Origin of the sequence: Microbacterium sp. NPDC060132 (assembly GCF_042729675.1) — a bacterium.
In the GTDB taxonomy this organism is placed as follows: Bacteria; Actinomycetota; Actinomycetes; order Actinomycetales; family Microbacteriaceae; genus Microbacterium; species Microbacterium sufflavum.
On the sequence record NZ_JBHWXU010000003.1, the window covers coordinates 1 to 3,267 of the forward strand.

Consider the following 3,267-nt stretch of genomic DNA (forward strand, 5'->3'; position numbering starts at 1 on the left):
AAGCCTGATGCAGCAACGCCGCGTGAGGGATGACGGCCTTCGGGTTGTAAACCTCTTTTAGCAGGGAAGAAGCGAAAGTGACGGTACCTGCAGAAAAAGCGCCGGCTAACTACGTGCCAGCAGCCGCGGTAATACGTAGGGCGCAAGCGTTATCCGGAATTATTGGGCGTAAAGAGCTCGTAGGCGGTTTGTCGCGTCTGCTGTGAAATCCCGAGGCTCAACCTCGGGCCTGCAGTGGGTACGGGCAGACTAGAGTGCGGTAGGGGAGATTGGAATTCCTGGTGTAGCGGTGGAATGCGCAGATATCAGGAGGAACACCGATGGCGAAGGCAGATCTCTGGGCCGTAACTGACGCTGAGGAGCGAAAGGGTGGGGAGCAAACAGGCTTAGATACCCTGGTAGTCCACCCCGTAAACGTTGGGAACTAGTTGTGGGGTCCATTCCACGGATTCCGTGACGCAGCTAACGCATTAAGTTCCCCGCCTGGGGAGTACGGCCGCAAGGCTAAAACTCAAAGGAATTGACGGGGACCCGCACAAGCGGCGGAGCATGCGGATTAATTCGATGCAACGCGAAGAACCTTACCAAGGCTTGACATATACGAGAACGGGCCAGAAATGGTCAACTCTTTGGACACTCGTAAACAGGTGGTGCATGGTTGTCGTCAGCTCGTGTCGTGAGATGTTGGGTTAAGTCCCGCAACGAGCGCAACCCTCGTTCTATGTTGCCAGCACGTAATGGTGGGAACTCATGGGATACTGCCGGGGTCAACTCGGAGGAAGGTGGGGATGACGTCAAATCATCATGCCCCTTATGTCTTGGGCTTCACGCATGCTACAATGGCCGGTACAAAGGGCTGCAATACCGTGAGGTGGAGCGAATCCCAAAAAGCCGGTCCCAGTTCGGATTGAGGTCTGCAACTCGACCTCATGAAGTCGGAGTCGCTAGTAATCGCAGATCAGCAACGCTGCGGTGAATACGTTCCCGGGTCTTGTACACACCGCCCGTCAAGTCATGAAAGTCGGTAACACCTGAAGCCGGTGGCCTAACCCTTGTGGAGGGAGCCGTCGAAGGTGGGATCGGTAATTAGGACTAAGTCGTAACAAGGTAGCCGTACCGGAAGGTGCGGCTGGATCACCTCCTTTCTAAGGAGCATCTGACACTTTCGGGTGTCCAGAACCCAGATCGAAGGCGTACGTTCTTCGCTGGGAGCTCATGGGTGGAACATTTGACATGGTGCGAAGGATGTTGTTCTTCTTCAGTACGCCGCTTCGGTGGTTGGAACGGGGAGGGTGACGGATGTCGCACCTGCACGCTGTTGGGTCCTGAGGGACCGGATGCGCTTTGACCTTCGGGTTGGAAGCATTTGGTTACTCTGGGCCTTTCGTTGTTTCCCCGGTGGGGAAGCGGTGAAGGGTACCGCCCGTACTTTGAGAACTACACAGTGGACGCGAGCATCTTGCAACTGATCTTCGGATTGGTTGCGCAAGATGATCTTAAAGATCATTAGTCAATTTCTGATCCCGCCTTCGGGTGGGGTCGAGTTTTTGATTCGAACTCATGTGATTTCAAGTCTTTAAGAGCAAACGGTGGATGCCTTGGCATCTGGAGCCGAAGAAGGACGTAGCAATCTGCGATAAGCCTCGGGGAACTGATAAGCAAGTTTTGATCCGAGGGTGTCCGAATGGGGAAACCCCGCTGGGCGGCGTGCCGACCTAGTGACTCCCGCCTGAATATATAGGGCGGGTAGAGGGAACGTGGGGAAGTGAAACATCTCAGTACCCACAGGAAGAGAAAGCAACCGCGATTCCGTTAGTAGTGGCGAGCGAAACCGGATCAGGCTAAACCGAGTGTGTGTGATATCCGGCAGGAGTTGCATATTCGGGGTTGTGGGACTCACCAGTCAGTTCTGCCGAGCTGGCGACGTTACAGAAGCGTATAGACGAACGGTCTTGAAAGGCCGGTCATAGAGGGTGCCAACCCCGTAGTCGAAATGCGTGTTCTGGCGTGGAGAGTATCCCAAGTAGCACGGGGCCCGTGAAATCCCGTGTGAATCTGTCAGGACCACCTGATAAGCCTAAATACTCCCAGATGACCGATAGCGGACAAGTACCGTGAGGGAAAGGTGAAAAGTACCCCGGGAGGGGAGTGAAATAGTACCTGAAACCGTTTGCTTACAAACCGTTGGAGCACCCCTGGTAGGTGTGACAGCGTGCCTTTTGAAGAATGAGCCTGCGAGTTAGCGATATGTGGCGAGGTTAACCCGTGTGGGGTAGCCGTAGCGAAAGCGAGTCTGAATAGGGCGATTCAGTCGCATGTCCTAGACCCGAAGCGAAGTGATCTATCCATGGCCAGGTTGAAGCGACGGTAAGACGTCGTGGAGGACCGAACCCACTTAGGTTGAAAACTGAGGGGATGAGCTGTGGATAGGGGTGAAAGGCCAATCAAACTTCGTGATAGCTGGTTCTCTCCGAAATGCATTTAGGTGCAGCGTTGCGTGTTTCTTGCCGGAGGTAGAGCTACTGGATGGCCGATGGGCCCTACAAGGTTACTGACGTCAGCCAAACTCCGAATGCCGGTAAGTGAGAGCGCAGCAGTGAGACTGTGGGGGATAAGCTTCATAGTCGAGAGGGAAACAACCCAGACCACCAACTAAGGTCCCAAAGCGCGTGCTAAGTGGGAAAGGATGTGGAGTTGCTCTGACAACCAGGAGGTTGGCTTAGAAGCAGCCACCCTTGAAAGAGTGCGTAATAGCTCACTGGTCAAGTGATTCCGCGCCGACAATGTAACGGGGCTCAAGCACGCCACCGAAGTTGTGGCATTGACATTATTGGTAGGCCTTCGTGGTCCAGCCGTGTTGATGGGTAGGAGAGCGTCGTGTGGCCAGCGAAGCGGCGGTGGAAACCAGCCGTGGAGGCTACACGAGTGAGAATGCAGGCATGAGTAGCGAATGACGTGTGAGAAACACGTCCTCCGAAAGACCAAGGGTTCCAGGGTCAAGCTAATCTTCCCTGGGTAAGTCGGGACCTAAGGCGAGGCCGACAGGCGTAGTCGATGGACAACGGGTTGATATTCCCGTACCGGCGAAGAACCGCCCAAGCTAATCCAGTGGTGCTAAACGTCCGAGCCTTCACATCGTCACCTTCGGGTGACACCGTGGAGGGGAGCACGTGACCCCATGCTGGTGCGGTTAGCGTATTAACAGGTGTGACGCAGGAAGGTAGTCCAAGCCAGGCGATGGTTGTCCTGGTGCAAGTGCGTAGGCCG

The 3,267-nt window shown here is 54.9% G+C and carries 2 rRNA genes (1 of these 2 only partly in view); both read left to right on the forward strand.

Annotation, left to right across the window (positions count from 1 at the left end):
- Positions 1-1,145: ribosomal RNA gene (locus ACFWCH_RS17650) — 16S ribosomal RNA — on the forward strand; the annotation flags it as partial.
- Positions 1,146-1,566: 421 nt separating this feature from the next.
- A 23S ribosomal RNA gene (locus tag ACFWCH_RS17655) occupies positions 1,567-3,267 on the forward strand; it runs 1,500 nt beyond the window's last position.